This window comes from Mycolicibacterium sp. XJ2546 (assembly GCF_053483195.1).
Genome location: NZ_JBEFRW010000003.1, coordinates 37,235 through 54,918 on the forward strand (window position 1 = coordinate 37,235; position 17,684 = coordinate 54,918).

The following is a 17,684-nucleotide window of genomic DNA, read 5'->3' on the forward strand; positions in this document are numbered from 1 at the left end:
ATGGACCGCTTTGAACTCCGCAGGCTCGATTACAGCCTGTCCGAGGACCACCAGGCTCTGCAGGCCGCTTACAAGGACTTCTTCAAAACCCATTGTTCGATCGAGACCGTTTGGGCCGCTGAGGTTTCCGGGTTCGACAAGAGCCTGTGGGAGCGGATGTGCGCGATGGGCGCGACCACGATGGCGCTGCCGGAGGCATCGGGCGGTGATGGTGCGACGCTGGTCGACCTGACATTGGTCGCCGAGGAGATCGGCCGATCGCTGGCCCCGGTTCCGTGGATCGACCACGTGTGCACGGCACGGTTGCTCGGTCGCCTGGACGCACTGGAACCCGACATCCTCAACGGCACCCAACTGGCGGGGCTGGACCCGCAGCACGACAGCGCATCCGGGCTGCGACTGGTACCCAGCGGGTCCGTCGCCGACCACATCGTCGTGCGCGACGGCCCCGATTCTCAGGACATCGTCCGGCTCACGTTCGACACCCGCCCCGCCAAGGTCGACAACATCGGCCGGCTCCCGATGGCCTGGGTCGACCCGGCGGCCGCCGACGACCGGACGGTGTTGGCTAGCGGCGCCGACGCGCTGGCGGCCTACCAGCGTGCCCTCGATGAATGGCGGCTGTTGACCGGCGCGGCGCTGGTCGGGCTCGTCGAGGAGACCATGACCATCGCGGCGGAGTTCGCCAAGACCCGGTACACGTTGGGGGTGCCCATCTCGACCCTGCAGGCGATCTCGCATCCGCTGGCCAACATCGCGATCACCGTGCAGGCCGGTCGCAACCTGGCCCGGCGGGCAGCGTGGTTCCTCGACAACGAACCGCATGAGCGCCGGGAGCTCGCGCCGTCGGTGTACGTGTTCATGGCTGAGGAGGCGGCCAAGGCGGCCACCATGGCTGTGCATGTCCAAGGCGGACTCGGTGTTTCGGCAGAAGCCGCAGCAACGGCGTATCTCGTTCGGGCGCGCGGCTGGGCATTGGCAGGCGGTGACCCCGGCATCACCGCCAAATACATCGCCGGCATCGTCGCCGCACGCGAAAGCGGGGAGGCCAAGTAATGGATTTCTCTCGGGTTCAGTTGACCGAGGATCAACAGTCGTTCCTCGACGAGGCGCGGGCCTTCCTCAAAGAGGTCGTCACCGAGGACGTCATCCGCCGCGACCGCGAAACCGGGGACAACTTCGACGAAGGCGTGCACCTGGCGCTGGGCGAAGCGGGTTACCTGGCCGGCGAGTGGAAGCCGGAACCCGAAGGCGGCTTCGACCGGGTCCGGCGCCGCATCTGGGAACTGGAGAAACGACGGGCACATGTTCCGTGGGTGACGTCGGGCACGACGTCGATGATCGCGCGGTCGGTGGAGAAGTTCGGTTCGCCCGAGCTGAAAGCCGAGGTGTTACCCGGTGTCTTCAGCGGACACGTGCGGCTCTGCCTGGGCTACACCGAACCCGAGGGCGGGTCCGACGTCGCGACGTGCAAAACCCGTGCGGTGCGCGACGGCGACCAGTGGGTGATAAACGGTTCCAAGATGTTCACCACCGGCGCGCACAACTGCCAGTACGTCTTCCTCATCACCAACACCGATCCCGACGCGCCGAAACACAAGAGCCTCACCATGTTCCTGGTACCGCTCGGTTCGCCCGGGGTCGAGATCCAGGGCATCCGCACCATCGACGGTGACCGCACGAACATCGTCTACTACAGCGATGTGCGCGTCGACGACAAGTACCGCCTCGGTGAGGTCAATGGCGGCTGGACGGTGGTGCGCGAACCGCTCAACGTCGAGCACGGCGCGGTCGAAGCCGCGGCCGACGGTCTGCAGGACGTGTCGATCATGATGCACCAGGCGGGTTTCATGGCCGCCGCGGTCGACAAGGCCGCCGCCAAGGTGGCCGAAAAGAACCCCAACGGCCGTCGTCTCCTCGACGACGGATCGGTGGCATACCGGCTGGGCCGCAGCGTGGCCCGATTGGAGGCGTCGCTGTCGGCGCCGAGCATCTTTGGCCGGGTGGCGTTGGCCCAGACGATGCGCGACATCTCCCCGGATCTGATGGACATTCTCGGAAGCGCGTCGGCCCTGCCGCTCGGTACCGATGGCGCCGCGGATGACGGCGCGGCCGAGTACGTCTATCGGTTCGCCCCGCTGGTCGGAATCTACGGCGGCACCTTGGAGGTATTTCGCAATATGATCGCGCAGTACGTGCTCGGGCTCGGCAAGCCCGCGTACGCTGCGGCCAAATAGCCGCGCGCCATTTTCGGCGAGCGGGCGTGTTTGCGGGCGACACGCCGACAAAGTTCGCGACTTTGCGCACCCTCGCCGGAGCCTCGCGGGAAGGAGAAGACGCCATGACCGATCCGTCTGGGAGCACCAGCCGTCGGGCCCTGGTGATGGGCGCCAGCGGCTTCGTCGGTTCGCACGTCGTGCGAAAACTCGCCGAACGCGGCGATGACGTCCGGGTGTTTCTGCGCGAGACGAGCTCGACGGTGGCCATCGACGACCTCGACGTCCAACGTTGCTACGGCGACCTTTTCGACGCGGAGGCGCTGCGCGCCGCGATGGCCAACCGCGACGTCGTGTACTACTGCATCGTCGACACGCGCTTCTACCTACGTGATCCCGCACCGCTGTTCGAGACCAACGTCACGAGCCTGCAGCGGGTGCTCGACGTCGCCGCTGACGCCGACCTGCATCGGTTCGTGTTCTGCAGCACCATCGGAACCATCGCGCTGGGCAACGGCAGCCCCGCCACCGAGGACGATGAGTTCAACTGGCATGGCAAGGGTGGTGCCTACATCCAATCCCGCCGAGCGGCAGAGGACATGGTGTTGCGGTACGCCGCCGAAGGCAAGGTGCCCGCGGTCGCCATGTGCGTGTCCAACCCGTACGGGCCACGCGACTGGCAGCCCAGCCAGGGCATGATGGTGAAATACGCTGCGCTGGGCAAGATCCCGATCTACGTCAACGGGGTGGCCACCGAAGTCGTCGGCATCGAGGACGTCGCCGAGGCGTTTCTGCTCGCCGGTGAACGCGGACGCATCGGTGAGCGCTATATCATCTCGCAGACCTACATGCCGATGCGGGAGTTGCTCCAAACCGCCGCGACGGCGGTGGGCGCCAAACCACCGCGGTTCGGCGTACCGCTTGCGGCCATGTACGCCGTCGGCTTCGCCGCCGATGTCATGTCCAGACTGCTGCGACGCGACCTGCCGATCAACGTGACCGGGGTGCGGCTGCTACACACCACCTCGCCGGCCGACCACAGCAAGGCGGCGCGCGAGTTGGGCTGGCAGCCACGGCCGACCGTCGAGTCGATACGGCGGGCCGCACAGTTCTACGTGGACCGCGAGAACGGCAAGCACGGGCCATGAGTGCGGAAGCGCCGCTCGAAATCGAAGCGATCAAACAGTTGAAGGCGCGCTATTGCCGGCTGCTGGATACCAAGGACTGGGCGGCATGGCGGGACCTCTTCGCCGACGATTTCGTCAGCGACACCTCCCCGGCCGGCGGCAAGGTGATCGAGGGTGCCGACGAGTTCGTCGCGTTCACCCGCAAGAGCCTGCGCAACCAGGCCACCGTTCATCAGGTGCATTCCCCGGAGATCGAGTTGATCACGGCGACGACAGCGCGGGGCGTGTGGGCGTTGGAGGATGTGGTCCGGTTCGGCCCGGGGGTGAACCTGCATGGCTACGGGCACTACCACGAAACGTACGAGAAGTTCGACGGACAGTGGCGGTTCACGTCGTCGACGTTGACCAGGCTTCGTGAAGATGTGTTCAACGGCCTTGTCTCGGTGTACATCTCCGCGCGCATCCGCAAGGTCATCGGCGCGGTGACGCGCCGGGTGATGTCAAGAGCGGATGAACTCCAGTAAGTCGGCGTTGATGGTCTCTGCGTGGGTGACGAACGCGCCGTGCGGATATCCGGGATAGGTCTTCAAGGTCCCGTTGGGCAACAGCTTGGCCGACAACGGCCCGGAGTTCTCGTAGGGGACGATCTGGTCGTCGTCGCCGTGCATCACCAGCACGGGGATGGTGATCTTCTTGAGATCCTCGGTGAAGTCGGTCTGCGAGAACGCCACGATGCCGTCGTAATGCGCCTTCGCGCCGCCCATCATGCCTTGCCGCCACCAGTTCTCGATGATGGCCTCGGACGGCTCCACACCGGGCCGGTTGAATCCGTAGAACGGCCCGGACGGCAGTGCGCGGTAGAACTCTGAGCGGTTGGCGGCCAGCTGGGCCTGCAGGTCGTCGAACACCGATTTCGGTAACCCGCCCGGGTTGGCGTCGGTCTGCACCATCAGTGGCGGTACCGAGCTGATGAGCACCGCTTTGGCTGCGCGGCCCTGGCCGTGCCTGGCCAGGAAGTGCGCCACCTCGCCGCCGCCGGTGGAGTGCCCGATGTGCACCGCGTCGTGTAGATCGAGGTGCTCGACCACCGCGGCCAGATCGTCGGCGTAGTGGTCCATGTCGTGTCCGTGGTCGACTTGCGCCGAGCGGCCGTGTCCCCGGCGATCATGGGCGACGACGCGGTAGCCGTGCTGCAAAAAGAACAGCATCTGGATATCCCAGTCGTCCGCCGACAACGGCCAACCGTGACTGAAGACGATCGGCTGGCCCGAGCCCCAATCTTTGTAGAAGATGTCGACGCCGTCGCGTGTGGTGATGGTGGGCATGCAACCCCTTCCTCCGGTGTCCGGGCAGAAGTCTGCCACGCGAAGCGCCGCGGCGCGCGGGTTTACACCGCGACCAGCGCCGGTGCCGTTCCCTTCGCGAGCAGACGCAGATGGTTGCGTCGCGGCGGGAAAATGCAACCTTCTGCGTCTGCTCGCGGGTTAGGTGGTGAGGACCGTGGCCGCGGCAGTACCCGGAGCGCCATAGAGTTGCGCGAAGCCGACCTTCGGTTCGCCGGGCACCTGGCGATCACCGGCCTCGCCGCGCAGTTGGCGCACCAGTTCATGGATCTGACGCAGCCCCGAGGCACCGATCGGCTCACCGTTGGCGATCAGCCCGCCGTCGGTGTTGACGGGCATCGTGCCGCCGATTTCGGTGGCGCCGTCGGCCAGCAACTTCTCCTGGTCACCGTCGGCGCAGAACCCGCACTCGGCCATGTGGATGATCTCCGCGCCGGCGTCGGTGTCCTGCAACTGGATGACGTCGACGTCACTCGGTGCGACACCGGCCTTTTCGAAGGCGGCGCGCGCCGCGTACACAGTAGGCGCGACGTCCTCCTCGACGGGCGCGAACGTGGTGTTGACCTCGTAGGCGCCGTAGCGGCGGGTGCGCACCTCGACCGCGCGCAGATACACCGGTTTGGGGGTGTACCGCTCGGCGATGTCGGCGCGGCACATGACCACGGCCGCGGCGCCTTCATCGGGTGCGCAGAACATGTACTGGGTCAGCGGATAGTTCAACATCGCCGAGTTGAGGATCTGATCCTCGGGGATCGGCTTGCGGCGGAACGCATTTGGGTTGAGCGCACCGTTGCGGAAGTTCTTGGCGGCCACCTTGGCCAGCGTCTGCTGGGAGATGCCATGGTCATGCAGGTACTTGTTGGCCTTCATGCCGAAGAACTGAGTGGTCAGGTACTGGCCGTTCTCGGCGTACCAGCTCGGCATCCCGACAAGTGCGGGATCCTCGGTGAACGCGCCGCGCGGATGCTTGTCCAGGCCAATCGCGATCCCGATGTCATAGTCTCCCAACCGGATTCCGTCTGCACACACCTTGGCTGCGCTGGCCGCCGTCGCGCACGCGTTGAAGACATTGGTGAACGGGATGCCCGACAGCCCCACCATGCCCACGATCGCGTCGGGGTTGGCCACCGTCCAGCTACCGCCCGTCGCGAACTGGATGTCCTTCCAGTGAATGCCGGCGTCGTCGACGGCGGCGAAGATCGCGTCGACGCCCATCTCCATCGCGGACTTGCCCTCGAACCGGCCGAACGGGTGCAGGCCCACCCCGATGATCGCGACATCGTTCGACATTAAGGGTTCCTCCGTTGGTCTGCGGCCGGCGGGTCATACCAACGGTAAAGATTACAGTATCACCAGTGGTTCGGTGTCAGCTCGACGCCGCGTGCGGGGCGCCGATACCCGGGTCGATCCGCGCCGGTCCTGCCGCGGTCGGCACGATCGGGAAGTCGAAGATCGCGGTGGGTAGGTACACCGTGGCGCACGAGTTCGGGATGTCGACCACACCCGAGAAGCGGCCCTCGATGGGTGCGGCGCCCAGCAACAGGAACGCTTGTTCGGGGCTGTAGCCGAACTTGGTGAGGTAGTTGATGGCATGCAGGCACGCCCGCTGGTAGGCCAGCTGCGAATCGAGATAGCGCTGTTCGCCTTCGAGCGTCACCGAGGTGCCGGAGAACGACAACCATTCGGAGTACTGCGGCGGGGTGTTGCCCGGCATGAAGATCGGATGCTCGCTGACCCCGTACGTCTCCATCCCGCCGGGGATCACGTCGACCCGCAGGTCCAGAAAGCCGCCCATCTCGATGGCGCCGCAGAAGGTGATCTCGCCGTCGCCCTGTGAGAAGTGCAGATCGCCGACCGAGAGGTGGCCGCCGTCGACGAACACCGGGAGAAACACGCGGCTGCCCCGGGTCAGGTTCTTGATGTCCATGTTGCCGCCGTTTTCTCGGGGCGGCGCGGTGCGCGCGGCTTCGGCGGCGGCTCGGTCGAATGCGTCGCCGGTGAGGGTGCCGAGAACCGCATTGGTGGGTTCCGGCGGAAGTGCCAACGGCGGCAACCGGTCTGGGTCGGTCGCGATCAGCGCGGCCTCACGGGTGTTCCACTTCCCGAGCAGTTCCGGTGACGGTGCCGTACCCATCAGCCCGGGGTGGGTGATGCCGGTGAACTCGACACCCGGTACGTGGCGTGAGGTCGCCTTCTCGCCGGAGAAGTCCCACACCGCTTTGTAGGCGTCCGGGAACTGATCGACGAGGAAGCTGCCGCCGTTGCTCTTGGCGAAGATGCCGGTGTATCCCCAGCCCTGGCCGGCCAGCGGTCCGGAGTCTTCCTGCGGCAGGGGGCCGACGTCGAGGATGTCGACGATGAGCAGGTCTCCCGCCTTCACGCCTTCGACGGCGATCGGGCCCGACAACGCGTGCACTTTGCTCATCGGCGCGTTGAGGATGTCCTCGGCGGAGTCGTCATTTTGGATCGCTCCGTCGAACCACTCGCGGCAGTGGACGCGAAACTCGTCGCCTTTCTTCACCGTCACCGCCGCGGGGATGTCCGGATGCCACCGGTTGTGACCGGTTACCTGCTGGTCAGTGAACTTCTTGGTGGAGTCGAGGGGAAACAGCAGCTCGGGCATGAGAGGTCCTTCAGGGTCGTGGGAGCTTGCGGTGAAGCGGATTGGTGGTGATCGTTCGCCGTCGTGGCGCCGGCGGCGGGGCGGTGACCACGGCTGGCTGGTCAGCCGTCGCGCGGGTGGCGTCGTGCAGCGCCATCGCGGTGCTGCCCGCCCGCCCGAGGTGTGGGGACGCGATGGCTCTTCGCGCCTCACCCATGCATTGCGGGCATTCGACGACATCAGGTCGGGACAGCATCGAATGCATCTTTTCGACGGTGCTGCAACAGGTTTGGCACCGGTAAACGTAGAGAACCATTCATCTCCTCACCGTGGATCGACACGGCGCGGAGAACTGCGCAGCGGTGCCGACCTGATGATGGTTCCCGGGTAGCGGTGGCCTAAACCCCTGGCCTGCGGGCTGCCGGCGAAAGCGGGGTTTAACTGTAACTCTTACAGTAATGTCGTTAGGCGTGTCGCCGCTGCTAGAGCACAAGCCGACGTTCTGCCGCATCTGCGAACCGTTGTGCGGGATGATCGCGACGGTCGAAGACGGACGCCTGACGGCGCTGCGCCCGGACAAGGACCATCCGTTGTCGGCGGGCTTCGCCTGCCAGAAGGGCATCGCGTTCACCGAGGTCGTCAACGATCCGGATCGGGTGAGGCGGCCGCTGCGGCGCGGGCCGACCGGCTTCGAAGAGGTCACCTGGGACGAGGCGATGAACGACATCGTCGATCGGTTGTTGGCGATCCTGCGCCGACGCGGGTCCGGTGCGGTCGGCTGGTACATGGGCAACCCCGGGGCGTTCAGCTACGCGCACACCTTCGCGGCGCTGCTGTTCACGAAGGGGCTTGGCCGCCACGCCCACTACTTCACGGCGTCGTCGCAGGACACCAACAGCAGGCTTATCGCGAGCCAGTTGCTCTACGGCGTGCCGACCTCCGTGCCGATCCCGGATCTGGCGAGAACCGAGCTGCTTGTCATGATGGGCACCAATCCGCTTGTGTCCCACGGTAGTTTCCTGACCGCGCCGCGGATCAAGGACCGTATGCACGACGTCGTCAAGCGCGGTGGACGCGTAATGATCGTCGACCCACGGCGCAGCGAGACCGCGGCCGCCTTCGAATGGCTCGGCATCGTCCCGGACACCGACGCGTTGTTTTTACTGTCCCTGCTGCAGGTGATGTTCGCTGACGGCATGGTCGACGTCGCCGCGCTCAGCCGGCGGGCCGACGGCGTGGATTGGCTGCGGGACGTCTCTCGGCCCTACACCCCGGAAAGCACCGCGTCCCAGACCGGCATCGACCCGGACAGCGTGCGCACGTTGGCGCGCGACCTCATGCGCACGCGGCGCGCGGCCGTCTACGGCAGGCTCGGCACCTGCGTGGGCACGCATGGCACGCTGACCATCTATCTGATCGACGCGGTCAACCTGGTGGCCGGCAATCTCGACGTGCCCGGCGGTTCGGTGTTCAGCTCGATGCACACCGTCGGCCAGAAATGGCAGAACGCCGCGATGGGCGCCATCATGCGGCGGTCCTATCGGTGTAAGCGGTCGCGGCTCAGCGGGATCCCGAACGCGATCGGCTCCGAGCCCGCGGCGCTGATGGCCAAAGAGATCACGACGCCCGGTGAGCGCCAGATTCGGGCGATGTTTGTGTCGGCCGGCAATCCCGTGCTCTCGGTGCCCAACGGCGAGGAACTCGAGGCAGCGTTCGGCGAACTGGAGTTGTCTGTCGCGTTGGACCTTTACGTCACCGAGACCAGCGCGCACTGTGACTACATCCTGCCCGTCACGACGATGTACGAACGCGACGATTTTCCGTATACCTTCCAAGGGTTTCAGGCCACGCCGTTCCGGCAAGCGACCGCGGCGGTGCTGGCGCCGGTGGGAGAGACCCGTGGGGAGTGGGACATCGCCGAGGAACTGGCCCGGCGGCTGGGGCGTCGGGTGCCGGCGTTCGCAGTATTCAGCGGCGTCCAAAAGATGTTGCGCCGACTGGGTTTCGAGGGGTTGCCGCGGATGATCGTCGACGCGCTCGTGCGGATGTCCGAGGGCGGTGATCGGTTCGGGCTGCGCCGCGGCGGGCTGACGATGCGACGGTTGATCGAGGACCATCCGCACGGCGTCGTGCTCTCACCGCACATCCGCACGGGCGTGCTGCGTACCGCGGTCGGTTACCTGTCGCGTCGGGTGCGGTTGGCCCATCCCGGAATCGCGACCGAGGTCGCCAAGCTGTCGCAGCGCGCGGTTCCCGGCGGCTATCCGCTGCGGATGATCGGGTTGCGCGAGCCACGCTCGGAGAACTCGTGGATGCACAATTCGCCGCTGTTGATGCGGGGGGACCGTCGCCAGCACGCGCTCATGCATGTCGATGACGCGGCCGAGCAGGACGTCTCGGACGGCGACGAGGTGCGGATCAGTTCCCCGTACGGCGCGATCACCGTGCCGGTGCTGACGACTAAGGATCTCGTCGCCGGGGTGGTCGCGGTGCCTCACGGCTGGGGGCACAAGGGAACCGGGGGCTGGCAGCTGGCCAACCGTGCCGCCGGCGCCAACGTCAACCAGCTGACGTCGAGCGACCCCGACGATGTGGAGGCGCTGTCGGGTATGGCGTGGCTGACCGGTGTGCCCGTGCGGGTGGATCCCGTCTAACCCTCATCTGCGCGAGCGTGCGTGTTTGAGGCCGGCACGCGCGGAAAGTTCCCGATTCCACGCACGCTCGCGCAGATGGGGATTAGGCGATGGCGCCGGCGTCCTTGAACTTCTCGATGCGGTCCCAGTCCATGCCGATCTCCATCAGCACGACCTCGGTGTGCTCGGAGGCCTGCGGTGCCCGGGTGGTCTCGAGGGGTTCGTGGTTGAACTGCACCGGACCGCGGACCACCTTGAACGGCTCACCGCCGTCGCCGGCCTCCACCTCGACGACCATGTCGTTGGCTACCGCCTGCTCGTCGCTGGCGAGGTCGATCAGGCTCTGAAACGGAGCCCACTGCCCCTTCATGGTCTTGAGGTGCTCGCGCCAGTAGTCGAACGGCTTACTTCGAATCGAATCGGCGATGAGTTCTACTGCGGCAGCCGCGTTTTCGATCAACGGCAGCACGTCGTTGAAACGGGGATCGTCGGCAAGTTCCGGCAGCCCGAGGTGTTCGAACGCATCGCGAATGTATCCGGTCGGGCTGACGATGCACAGGTTGATGGTGCCGCCGTCGGAGGTCAGGTAGTTGCCCAGGAACGGGTTCACCGTCGGCGCCACGGAATCTGGCATCAGCGACCGCATGGTTTCGCCGGTCTCCATGCCCTGTGTGACGCTGGCCCCGGCCGCCCACCACGCGGTACTCAGTAGCGAGACGTCGAGTTCGGCCGCCTCGCCGGTGCGCTCGCGGTGGAACAGCGCAGCCGAGATCCCGCCCGCGATGTTCATGCCGCCGATCGAGTCGCCGAACGCCGGAATCCCCTGCGACAGTGCGCCGCCGATCTCCTCGGGCGTCAACGCGTGACCGACGCCGCTCCGGGTCCAGAAGGCCGTCCCGTCGAAACCGCCGATGTCACGTTCGGGTCCTTTGTCGCCGTAGGCGCTGCCGCGTGCGTAGATGATGTTCGGGTTCGCCGCACGGATGTGCTCGACGTCGAACTTGTGCTTTTGGCGCTGCCTCGGTAGGTAATTGGTCAGGAAGACATCGGCCGTCTTCGCGATCTCGTAGAGGACTTCCTGACCCTCGGGTTTGGATACGTCGATACCGACGCTGCGCTTGCCGCGGTTGGGATGTTCGATAAGCGGGTGGCGGTTCGGGTCCATCTGGAAGCCGCCCATGTTGATGAAGCCCCGTTGGGTGTCACCGCGCACCGGATGCTCCACTTTGATGACATCGGCGCCCCAGTCGGCGAGGATGGCCCCCGCCGCCGGAACGAACGTGAACTGTGCGACCTCGAGGACGCGTACGCCCTCCATCACCTTGATCAAATCGGCCCTCTCCACCCGCCAGCGTCGGCTTTGAATTATCCTACTGTAATGTTTACAGTTGAGCGTCCCGCAGTCTCCGATTGTATGGGGTAGCGGCGTGAGCTCCACCAGGATTTCAGCCGAACCGGCCGAGACCAGCGTTGACATCGGCCGCCGGGCAGCCGGTCGCGCCGAGCGCCGCATGCTCATCGACGGCCAACTGGTTCCTGCCGCGTCCGGCGCCCAGTTCGACAACGTCAGCCCAGCAACGGGTTCGGTGCTGGGTAGCACCGCCAGCGCGGACCCGCGCGATATGGAACGGGCGATCGGAGCCGCGCGGCGTGCCTTCGACGAAACCGACTGGACCACCAACCGAGAATTGCGTAAGCGCTGCCTCGAGCAACTGCAGGCGGCGATCGAGGCCGAACGAGACGACCTGAGCGAGGAACTGATCGCTGAGGTCGGCTGCCCGGTGATGACGGCGCAGTCCGCGCAACTGGACTGGCCGTTGGCAGAGGCGCTGCGCTATCCCGCCGACCTGATCGACACCTTCGAATGGGAGCGCCGACTCGACGGCGGTGGCCTGTTCGGCGAGCGCAACGTGCGCACCGTCGTCAAGGAACCGATCGGTGTCGTCGGCGCGATCACACCGTCGAACTTCCCGATCGAGGTCATCCTCAACAAACTCGGTCCCGCGCTGGCGACCGGAAACACCGTCGTGCTCAAACCCGATCCGAATACGCCGTGGAACGCCACCCGTCTCGGCCGGATCGTGGCCGAGAACACCGATATTCCCGCCGGCGTCCTCAACGTGGTGCCGACCGCTTCCAACGATGTCGCCGCATTGCTGGGCACCGACCCCCGCGTCGACATGATCTCGTTCACTGGGTCGACCGCGGTCGGCAAGCTGTTGATGCGCCAGGGCGCCGACACCATGAAGCGGATGTTTCTCGAACTCGGCGGGAAATCGGTGGCGATCGTGCTCGACGACGCGAACCCGGCCGCGGTGATCGGCGCCGCGGTGGGAGTCTGCGTCCACGCCGGGCAGGCCTGCGCGGCCACCAGTCGCATGCTGGTGCACAAGTCGCTGTTCGACGACACGATCTCCAACATCACCGCCGCCTATCAGGCCGTGCCGGTCGGCGATCCGACGCAGCCGGAAACCCTTGTGGGACCGGTGATCAGCGCCGCACAGAAGGATCGTGTGTTGACCGCGATCGAGGGCGCCCGCAGTGACGGCGCCGAGATCACCACCGGCGGCGGCGCGGTCGACGGGCTGCCGGAGCATCTCGCTGCCGGCCACTACGTGGCTCCCACTGTGATCGTCGGCCTCGACAACAGCGCCGCGATCGCTCAGCAGGAGGTGTTCGGGCCGGTGCTGATCGTGTTGCCGTTCGAGGACGACGATGACGCAGTGCGCATCGCCAACGACAGCGCCTATGGCCTTGCCGGCGCGGTGATCTCACGCTCACACGAGCGCGGGATGAACATCGCCCGGCGGATCCGCACGGGAGCGTTCGGCGTCAACGGCGGAATGTTCTACGGGGCCGACGCGCCGTTCGGCGGGTACAAGCACAGCGGGGTGGGCCGCCAGTGCGGCATCGAGGGCTTCCAGCAATACCTCGAGACCAAGACGATCGCCCACCGCTCACCCCGCAAGCAGTGATTTGGGTGCGGAAACATGCGCTGAGCGAGTGTTAGCGCACCCAAATCGCGGGATCAGGCGGCGGCGATGAGGGCCTCAGCCTGATCGAGCCGCGATCCCGCCGCTTCCGGTCGGGCACTGATGCGTACTTCGCCGCAGATCATCCCGCGGCGTCGAACGTCACCGGGATCGCCGTCGGCGAGCGGAAGGGCTGACCCCAGATGTGCGGGTTGTCTTCGGTGACGAGTTCGACGTTGGTGAGCCGGTCCAGCAGGCATTCCAGGGCGACCCGGGTCTCCATCCGCGCGAGATGCAGACCCATGCAGGTGTGCTCACCCGCGGCAAACGAGATGTGCGGCATGCGGTCGCGGAAGATGTCGAACTCCTCGGAGCGTTCCCAACGGTTTTCGTCGCGGTTCGCCGATCCGATGCACACGTCGATGACCGCGCCCTGCGGGATCTCGACGCCGGCGAGTTCGGTCGCCTCGGTGGCGGAGCGCTGCACGGTGGTCAGCGGTGTCTCGAACCGCAACCCCTCCTCGATGGCCGCCCCGATCAACTCGCGGTCTTGCTGTACGGCCCTGAACTGTTCGGGATGGGTCAGTAACAGGTACAGCAGGTTCCCCGAGGATCGGTAGGTGGTTTCCAGGCCGGCGGGCAGCAGCAGCCGCAGGAACGAGAAGATGGCCTCGTCGCTGAGCTTCTCGCCGTCGATCTCGGCGGTGACCAGATCGCCGATGATGTCTTCGGTCGGTTTGGATCTGCGCTGGTCGATCTGGGTGAGGAAGTAGTCCTTCAGCGCGGTGGATGCTTCGAAGGCCCGCTTGTAGTTGACGTGGTAGCTGATCAGTTCGACGGCGCGTTTGCGGAACCACGGCAGATCGTCTTCGGGCAGCCCCAAAAGCCGGGAGATGACCCGGGTCGGGAACTCGAAGGTGAAGTCTCGCACCAGGTCGGCGTGCCCATCATCGATGAACTCGTCGATCAGCCCGGTGACGACCGGTCGGACGATCTCGGGTTCCCAACGGGCCAACGACTTTGTCTTGAACGCCTTGGAAACCAGGCTGCGGTGATCCCAGTGCGTCTTGCCCTCCATCGCCAGGATCGTCGGACCGATGAACAAGCCGATGGTGTTGTCATAGATCTGGGAGTTGAACACCTTGCCGTCCCGGAACACCCGGTTGACCGCATCGAAAGACACTGCGGCGTAGAGGTTTTCCGGCATCGCCTCCGGTGCCTTGGACCAGTCCATGACGCTGCCACGGAACACCCCGCTGGTGTCTCTTCGCTTGTGGGCGAACAGGGGATAGGGATCGCGAAGCAGGTCGAAGGCCTCATCGACCGTGACATCCTGTACGGGGCTATCCACGGCGGATCTCCATCGTCGGTCGGGACAGGTAACCTGCCACAGGTACTGTAAAGCTTACAGTATAGGGCTACGCGATGGCGGGATACGAGCCTGGACCGCTATTTCGACGTAATGGGAGACGGGCTCAGGCTTCGCTGGTCGCCTGTTCGCGCGCCCACCGGTAATCGGCCTTGCCGGCCGGGCTGCGCTCGATGGTCGGTCGGAACACGACCGCCTTCGGCAGCTTGTAGCGCGCGATCGAGTTGCCGGCGTGCTCGATGAGTTCCTGCGCGTCAGCGCTGGCCCCCTCGACGAGCGATACCACCGCGACTACCTCTTGGCCCCACCGCTCACTGGGCCGGCCCGAGACCACGACGTCGGCCACCGCCGGATGCGACAGCAGCGCGGTCTCGACCTCCTCGACGAAGATCTTCTCGCCGCCGGAGTTGATGGTCACCGAGTCGCGGCCGAGCAGTTCGATGCCGCCTTCGGCCAGATGGCGCGCCCGGTCACCGGGTATCGAAAAACGCACGCCGTCGATAACCGGAAACGTCTTGGCCGTCTTCTCGGCATCGCCCTTGTAACCGAGTGGTACGTAACCACGTTGGGCCAGCCAACCGATGCCGTCATGGCCGGGTTCCAGGATCGAGCTGAGATCCTCGGCAGCCACGAAGGTGTCGGGGCCCGCGTTGAACTTGCCGGTCGACACCGCGCCGGGCGCCGACATGTGGTTCATCTGGATACCGGTCTCCGACGATCCGACGCCGTCCATGACGATCAGGCCGGGTTTGACGTCGATCAGGCGCTGTTTACCCGTCGGGGTGAGCAGCGCGCCGCCGTTGGCCACCACCGCCATCGACGACAGGTCGGCCGAGCTGCGTTCGATGGCGTCGGCCAGCGGCCGCGCCATCGCGTCGCCGACCACCTGCACCGCAAGCACCTTCTCGCGTTCGATGGTGCGCACGACTTCGTCGGCATCGAACCGCGACGGTGTCTCGGAGAACACCACGGCCTGCCCGGTGCTCAGCGCCGTCATCACGGCCCACTGGGCGGCCCCGTGCATCAGCGGCGGCAGGGTGAAGATCTTGGTGCCCGGGTTTTCCGCAACGCGTTTGGCGATCTCGTCATAGGACGTGGTGAGCTCGCCGGTGGCCATGTTGCGCCCGCCGAACGACGTCATGAAGATGTCGTGCTGGCGCCACAGCACACCCTTCGGCATGCCCGTGGTGCCGCCGGTATAGAGCACGTAGAGGTCGTCGGGTGACGGCTCGACCGGCGGCGGTACAGCCAACCCTGACGCGACGATCGATTCGTAGTCGACCGCGCCGTGGACCAGGTCGTTGCCGGAGTCGTCGGCGATCTGGATGAGCACGCGCAGCTTCGGCAGCTTCGGGAGCACCTCGGCGACCCGGGGCGCAAACGCCGCGTGATAGACCAACGCCGTCGCGCCCGAATCAGCCAGCAGATACTGCAGTTCGTTCTTGACGTACCGGTAGTTGACGTTGAACGGCGCGACCCTGGCCCGCCACGAGCCGAGCATCGCCTCGACGTACTCGGGCCCGTTGTAGGCGTAGATGCCCAACAGGTCCTGACCGGCTTCGTGCCCCGGCAAATCGGCACGTTCCGTCTGGCATCCCAGCCCGCGGCTGTGCAAGTAGGCCGCAAGGCGGTTGGCGCGTTCGACCACCTGCGTATAGGTGTAGCGCCGCTTGCCCTGGATGATGAACTCCCGGTCGCCGACGGCGGCGGCGACCGTGTCGGCGACGGCTGGAACGGTGAACTGTGTGGTCACAGACAGTGGGCCTTTCAAGGGTGCCTATCAAGGCTGATGGGCGAGCAGTTTGATCATCAGACCGTTGGCCTCGGATAGTACGTGGCCCTGCGCGTCGGTCATCGCCGCCCTCACGAACAGTTTGCGGCCGTCGATGGAGTCGATCCAGGCGCGCGCCTCCAGCGGCACGGCGATGGGCGTCACCCGCCGGTAGTCCACGTGCAAGTAGGCGGTCCGGCTGTCGGGCCGGCCGGCGGCCGACACCACCATGCCGAAATGCCAGTCGTAGAACAGCGGGATGACGCCGCCGTGTACGGCGTCGTTGCCGCCGACGTGGAAGCGGCTGAAATATCCGCGCATCGTGACCTCGTCAGGCCCGGACGTCACCACCTGCCATGGCGGCATCAACGGATGGCCATTGCCGGCGAGGTTGGGCGCCCGGCCGGCAGGTGCGACGCCCGCGGGGGCTCGGTGTGCTTCCAGCCGTTCGCATAGGTCCTCGAGCAGTGCGGCGGTGTCATTCCACAGTGCCGGGTCCGGATCGCTGGAGACGGTGATGTCCTGTAACCGGCGCACGGCGGCGACGAAACGGCCCATCTCCGGGGCGCCCAGAGTGGGTTGGACCCTGGCGAATTCGCGGATGTCGTCTTCGGTGGCCATGGGTTACGACGCAGGCACTTCATAAAACTGCGTGGCCCATTTCCGCATGGCCAGGTAGGGCTTCGCGTCGACCTTCGACAGCGCGGGGTTCTCGATGTACTCCTGGTAGCGCCAGATGTTGAGGTCGTCCCACACCGTGCCCATGAACTGCCGCTGGACTTGCTCACGCACTTTGTCCGGCGGTACCTCGGAGGTGTCGCCGGGCAGCCGCGGCCACCAGATCGAATAGAACATGTCCGAGCAGCCGTCCTCGACCGGGGTGCACGCGAAGATCAGTCGGTGGTTCGAGGAACCCTCGAAGGCGCTGACCGCAAAGCCCAGACCGGAGAAGTGGCTGTGGATGTAGAGCGCCATCTTGTCGGGATCGTCGCTGCGCGCATCGGGCCAGCCGGTGAGAAATCGCCACTCCTCGTCGACGACCTCCCAATTCAGATTGACCGGTGTGACGGTGGCGCCGTGGACGTAGCGGAAATGCGCGCTGTCGGGCCCGTTCTCCGCGACGATTTGCGGATGCACCGGTTCGCGCTCCGCGCGGCTCGAAAACTCGGGATACGGGCGGTAATAGGCGTCCGGGTCGGTCGGGAACTGCGGGAATTTCTCGAACAGGCCCGGCATCGGCCAACGCGGTTGCTGTCCGTGGGGTTGATACCAGGCGAACACACAGCCGTACTGCTCGACGACCGGATACACGCGCAGCCGCAACGCCTTGTTGGGTCGGTCGGGTTGGTAGGGGATATAGCGGTTGGTGCCGTCGGGGCCCCAGCGCCAGCCGTGGAAAGGGCATTCGACACAGTCCCCGACGACCTTGCCGCCGTGGCCGATGTGGGCGCCGAGATGACGGCAGTGCGCCGACAACACATGCAGCTCACCGGATTCGTCGCGGTAGGCGACGAGGTCCTCGCCGAAGTACCGCAGCGGACGCACCTCGCTCTGCGGAAACTCAGCCGACCAGCCGATCATGAACCAGCCGGTGACCTTCCAGGTGAACGGTACTTTCATCCCAGGCCGCCTCCCGCGTCCGCCAACTCAA

At 65.9% G+C, this 17,684-nt stretch carries 15 protein-coding genes; 6 read left to right on the forward strand and 9 right to left on the reverse strand.

All coding sequences use genetic code 11. From position 1 onward, the window contains the following. The 4 genes from ABQE44_RS06535 to ABQE44_RS06550 all read left to right on the forward strand — a co-directional run bounded on the left by ABQE44_RS06535 (position 1) and on the right by ABQE44_RS06550 (position 3,867). A complete protein-coding gene (locus ABQE44_RS06535; protein ID WP_448428823.1) occupies positions 1 to 1,056 on the forward strand; it encodes an acyl-CoA dehydrogenase family protein in 1,056 nt (351 codons plus the stop codon). Next, positions 1,056 to 2,237, forward strand: coding sequence for an acyl-CoA dehydrogenase family protein (locus tag ABQE44_RS06540; RefSeq protein WP_448395288.1), 1,182 nt, complete (start codon positions 1,056 to 1,058; stop codon positions 2,235 to 2,237). The genes ABQE44_RS06535 and ABQE44_RS06540 overlap by 1 nt, the downstream gene beginning before the upstream one ends. Before the next feature lie 104 nt (positions 2,238 to 2,341). Beyond that, positions 2,342 to 3,364, forward strand: a complete 1,023-nt coding sequence (locus ABQE44_RS06545; RefSeq protein WP_448428825.1) for an NAD-dependent epimerase/dehydratase family protein — start codon at positions 2,342 to 2,344, stop codon at positions 3,362 to 3,364. Next, positions 3,361 to 3,867: a nuclear transport factor 2 family protein gene (locus ABQE44_RS06550; RefSeq protein WP_448395290.1), complete on the forward strand. Its 507-nt coding sequence runs from the start codon at positions 3,361 to 3,363 to the stop codon at positions 3,865 to 3,867. Before ABQE44_RS06545 ends, ABQE44_RS06550 begins: the two co-directional genes overlap by 4 nt. Here ABQE44_RS06550 and ABQE44_RS06555 read toward each other — a convergent pair. The 4 genes from ABQE44_RS06555 to ABQE44_RS06570 form a co-directional block, all read right to left on the reverse strand. Further along, on the reverse strand, positions 3,844 to 4,668 hold the full coding sequence (locus tag ABQE44_RS06555; RefSeq protein ID WP_448395291.1) for an alpha/beta fold hydrolase: 825 nt from the start codon (positions 4,666 to 4,668) through the stop codon (positions 3,844 to 3,846). The two genes, ABQE44_RS06550 and ABQE44_RS06555, sit on opposite strands and share 24 nt — an antisense overlap. A gap of 159 nt (positions 4,669 to 4,827) precedes the next feature. Next, positions 4,828 to 5,976 (reverse strand): thiolase family protein, encoded by a 1,149-nt coding sequence (locus tag ABQE44_RS06560; RefSeq protein WP_448395292.1) that lies wholly within the window; start codon positions 5,974 to 5,976, stop codon positions 4,828 to 4,830. 76 nt (positions 5,977 to 6,052) lie between these two features. Further along, complete coding sequence (fmdA, locus tag ABQE44_RS06565; protein WP_448395293.1) at positions 6,053 to 7,309, reverse strand: formamidase; 1,257 nt, start codon at positions 7,307 to 7,309, stop codon at positions 6,053 to 6,055. Between the two features lie 10 nt (positions 7,310 to 7,319). Continuing rightward, complete coding sequence (locus ABQE44_RS06570; protein WP_448428827.1) at positions 7,320 to 7,604, reverse strand: FmdB family zinc ribbon protein; 285 nt, start codon at positions 7,602 to 7,604, stop codon at positions 7,320 to 7,322. A 142-nt stretch (positions 7,605 to 7,746) separates the two neighbouring features. Here ABQE44_RS06570 and ABQE44_RS06575 point away from each other — a divergent pair, with 142 nt between their 5' ends. After that, positions 7,747 to 9,942: a molybdopterin-containing oxidoreductase family protein gene (locus ABQE44_RS06575; RefSeq protein WP_448428829.1), complete on the forward strand. Its 2,196-nt coding sequence runs from the start codon at positions 7,747 to 7,749 to the stop codon at positions 9,940 to 9,942. Between the two features lie 82 nt (positions 9,943 to 10,024). On the opposite strand, the gene ABQE44_RS06580 is transcribed toward ABQE44_RS06575, so the two are convergent. After that, positions 10,025 to 11,239: a CaiB/BaiF CoA transferase family protein gene (locus ABQE44_RS06580; protein WP_448395312.1), complete on the reverse strand. Its 1,215-nt coding sequence runs from the start codon at positions 11,237 to 11,239 to the stop codon at positions 10,025 to 10,027. Between the two features lie 193 nt (positions 11,240 to 11,432). Between ABQE44_RS06580 and ABQE44_RS06585 the strand changes: the two genes are divergently transcribed. Continuing rightward, complete coding sequence (locus ABQE44_RS06585) at positions 11,433 to 12,896, forward strand: aldehyde dehydrogenase family protein (RefSeq protein WP_448395313.1); 1,464 nt, start codon at positions 11,433 to 11,435, stop codon at positions 12,894 to 12,896. 139 nt (positions 12,897 to 13,035) lie between these two features. On the opposite strand, the gene ABQE44_RS06590 is transcribed toward ABQE44_RS06585, so the two are convergent. The 4 genes from ABQE44_RS06590 to ABQE44_RS06605 all read right to left on the reverse strand — a co-directional run bounded on the left by ABQE44_RS06590 (position 13,036) and on the right by ABQE44_RS06605 (position 17,653). Beyond that, on the reverse strand, positions 13,036 to 14,244 hold the full coding sequence (locus ABQE44_RS06590) for a cytochrome P450 (protein WP_448395296.1): 1,209 nt from the start codon (positions 14,242 to 14,244) through the stop codon (positions 13,036 to 13,038). Positions 14,245 to 14,368: 124 nt separating this feature from the next. Further along, positions 14,369 to 16,015: a medium-chain acyl-CoA ligase Mig gene (locus ABQE44_RS06595; RefSeq protein WP_448395297.1), complete on the reverse strand. Its 1,647-nt coding sequence runs from the start codon at positions 16,013 to 16,015 to the stop codon at positions 14,369 to 14,371. A gap of 27 nt (positions 16,016 to 16,042) precedes the next feature. Next, the gene (locus ABQE44_RS06600) at positions 16,043 to 16,654 is read right to left on the reverse strand and encodes a PaaI family thioesterase (RefSeq protein ID WP_448428831.1); all 612 of its coding nucleotides are present in this window, start codon (positions 16,652 to 16,654) and stop codon (positions 16,043 to 16,045) included. 3 nt (positions 16,655 to 16,657) lie between these two features. Further along, entirely contained in the window at positions 16,658 to 17,653 is a 996-nt protein-coding gene (locus ABQE44_RS06605; RefSeq protein WP_448395299.1) for an aromatic ring-hydroxylating oxygenase subunit alpha, read from the reverse strand. Positions 17,654 to 17,684 lie beyond the last annotated feature (31 nt).

Coding starts and splice junctions, on each gene's coding strand:
- ABQE44_RS06535 (WP_448428823.1), top strand. CDS start 1: ATGGACCGCTTTGAACTCCGCAGGCTCGATTACAGCCTGTCCGAGGAC.
- ABQE44_RS06540 (WP_448395288.1), top strand. CDS start 1,056: ATGGATTTCTCTCGGGTTCAGTTGACCGAGGATCAACAGTCGTTCCTC.
- ABQE44_RS06545 (WP_448428825.1), top strand. CDS start 2,342: ATGACCGATCCGTCTGGGAGCACCAGCCGTCGGGCCCTGGTGATGGGC.
- ABQE44_RS06550 (WP_448395290.1), top strand. CDS start 3,361: ATGAGTGCGGAAGCGCCGCTCGAAATCGAAGCGATCAAACAGTTGAAG.
- ABQE44_RS06555 (WP_448395291.1), bottom strand. CDS start 4,668: ATGCCCACCATCACCACACGCGACGGCGTCGACATCTTCTACAAAGAT.
- ABQE44_RS06560 (WP_448395292.1), bottom strand. CDS start 5,976: ATGTCGAACGATGTCGCGATCATCGGGGTGGGCCTGCACCCGTTCGGC.
- fmdA (WP_448395293.1), bottom strand. CDS start 7,309: ATGCCCGAGCTGCTGTTTCCCCTCGACTCCACCAAGAAGTTCACTGAC.
- ABQE44_RS06570 (WP_448428827.1), bottom strand. CDS start 7,604: ATGGTTCTCTACGTTTACCGGTGCCAAACCTGTTGCAGCACCGTCGAA.
- ABQE44_RS06575 (WP_448428829.1), top strand. CDS start 7,747: ATGTCGTTAGGCGTGTCGCCGCTGCTAGAGCACAAGCCGACGTTCTGC.
- ABQE44_RS06580 (WP_448395312.1), bottom strand. CDS start 11,239: ATGGAGGGCGTACGCGTCCTCGAGGTCGCACAGTTCACGTTCGTTCCG.
- ABQE44_RS06585 (WP_448395313.1), top strand. CDS start 11,433: ATGCTCATCGACGGCCAACTGGTTCCTGCCGCGTCCGGCGCCCAGTTC.
- ABQE44_RS06600 (WP_448428831.1), bottom strand. CDS start 16,654: ATGGCCACCGAAGACGACATCCGCGAATTCGCCAGGGTCCAACCCACT.
- ABQE44_RS06605 (WP_448395299.1), bottom strand. CDS start 17,653: ATGAAAGTACCGTTCACCTGGAAGGTCACCGGCTGGTTCATGATCGGC.